Annotated in this window: 1 protein-coding gene; it reads right to left on the reverse strand. The window is 73.2% G+C overall.

Annotation, left to right across the window (positions count from 1 at the left end; genetic code table 11):
- Positions 1–155: 155 nt before the first annotated feature.
- Positions 156–1,581 (reverse strand): phospho-sugar mutase (locus GA0115259_RS38460; RefSeq protein WP_093605264.1); only part of this gene is annotated, 1,426 nt, incomplete at its 5' end.

Consider the following 1,581-nt stretch of genomic DNA (forward strand, 5'->3'; position numbering starts at 1 on the left):
CCGGACATGTACCTCCGGAGGCCCCGGCACCCGCACCCACCGCGCACGCGACCCCGCGCCGCAGGCGCACACCGCGCCGCCAGGCGCGAAACGCGCCGCCAGGCGCGAAACGCACCCCGCGCCGCCAGCCGCGCACCGCCCCCCGACCGGGAGGTTCAGATGCCCGCCGCCTCCGCCACCCCCCTCTTCAGCGCCCCAAGAACCTCCGCCCCCCTCGCCCTCGCTTCCGCCAGCCCCGGCGCGTCGGCCACCGGGATCACGACCTCCAGGTAGCACTTCAGCTTCGGCTCCGTGCCGCTCGGGCGGACGATCACCCGTGCCCGGTACGTTCCCGACAGCCGGTACCGGAGCCCGTCCGTCGGCGGCAGTGTGGGCGAGCCCTCCGCCAGGTCCTCCACGGAGACGACGTCCAGACCGGCCAGCACCACCGGCGGCTTCTCCCGCAGCCGGCGCATCGCGTCCGCGATCAGCGACAGGTCCTTGACGCGGACCGAAAGCTGGTCCGTGGCGTGCAGACCGTGGGTGACGGCCAGATCGTCCAGGAGATCGCTGAGCGTACGGCCCTGGGCCTTCAGCTCGGAGGCCAGTTCGGCGACGAGCAGCGCGGCGGTGATGCCGTCCTTGTCCTTCACGCCGTCCGGGTCGACGCAGTAGCCGAGCGCCTCCTCGTATCCGTACCGCAGGCCCTCGACGCGTGCGATCCACTTGAAGCCGGTCAGCGTCTCCTCGTATCCCAGCTCCGCCGCCTCGGCGATCCGGCCGAGCAGCGAGGACGAGACGATCGACTCGGCGAACGTGCCCGTCGCGCCCTTGTGCACGAGATGCGCGGCGAGCAGCGCGCCGACCTCGTCGCCGCCGAGCATCCGCCAGCCCGCGCCGCCGTCCGCCGTGTCGTCGGGCACGGCCACCGCGCAGCGGTCCGCGTCCGGATCGTTGGCGATGATCAGATCGGGCTGGGCGCGCCGGGCCGTGGCGAAGGCCAGATCCATCGCGCCCGGCTCCTCCGGGTTCGGGAACGCGACGGTCGGGAAATCGGCATCGGGCGCGGCCTGCTCCGCCACCAGCACGGGCTCCGGGAAGCCGGCGCGCGCGAAGGCCGCCAGGAGAGTCTCCGTACCGACGCCGTGCAGCGCCGTGTGGACGATCCGCGCGGTCCGCGGGGTGCCAGGTGTCAGGACCGTGTCCGTACGTTCCAGATACGCCGTCAGGACCTCGTCCCCGAGGATCTCCCAGCCGTCCTCCGGACGCCGTACGGAGCCCAGCGGGCCGATCGCGTCGATCTCCGCCGCGATCTCGCCGTCCGAGGGCGGCACGATCTGGGAGCCGCCGCCGAGATAGACCTTGTAGCCGTTGTCCTGAGGCGGGTTGTGGCTCGCGGTGACCATCACTCCGGCCACAGCGCCGAGATGCCGTACGGCGAAGGCGAGCACCGGCGTGGGCAGCGGCCGGGGCAGTACGGCGGCGCGCAGGCCCGCGCCGGTCATCACGGACGCGGTGTCCCGGGCGAAGTCGGCCGACTTGTGGCGGGCGTCGTAGCCGATGACGACCAGTCCCTCGTCGGCGCCGCGGTTCCTCAGATAC

It is taken from the genome of Streptomyces sp. MnatMP-M17 (assembly GCF_900091995.1).
Classification (GTDB): Bacteria; Actinomycetota; Actinomycetes; order Streptomycetales; family Streptomycetaceae; genus Streptomyces.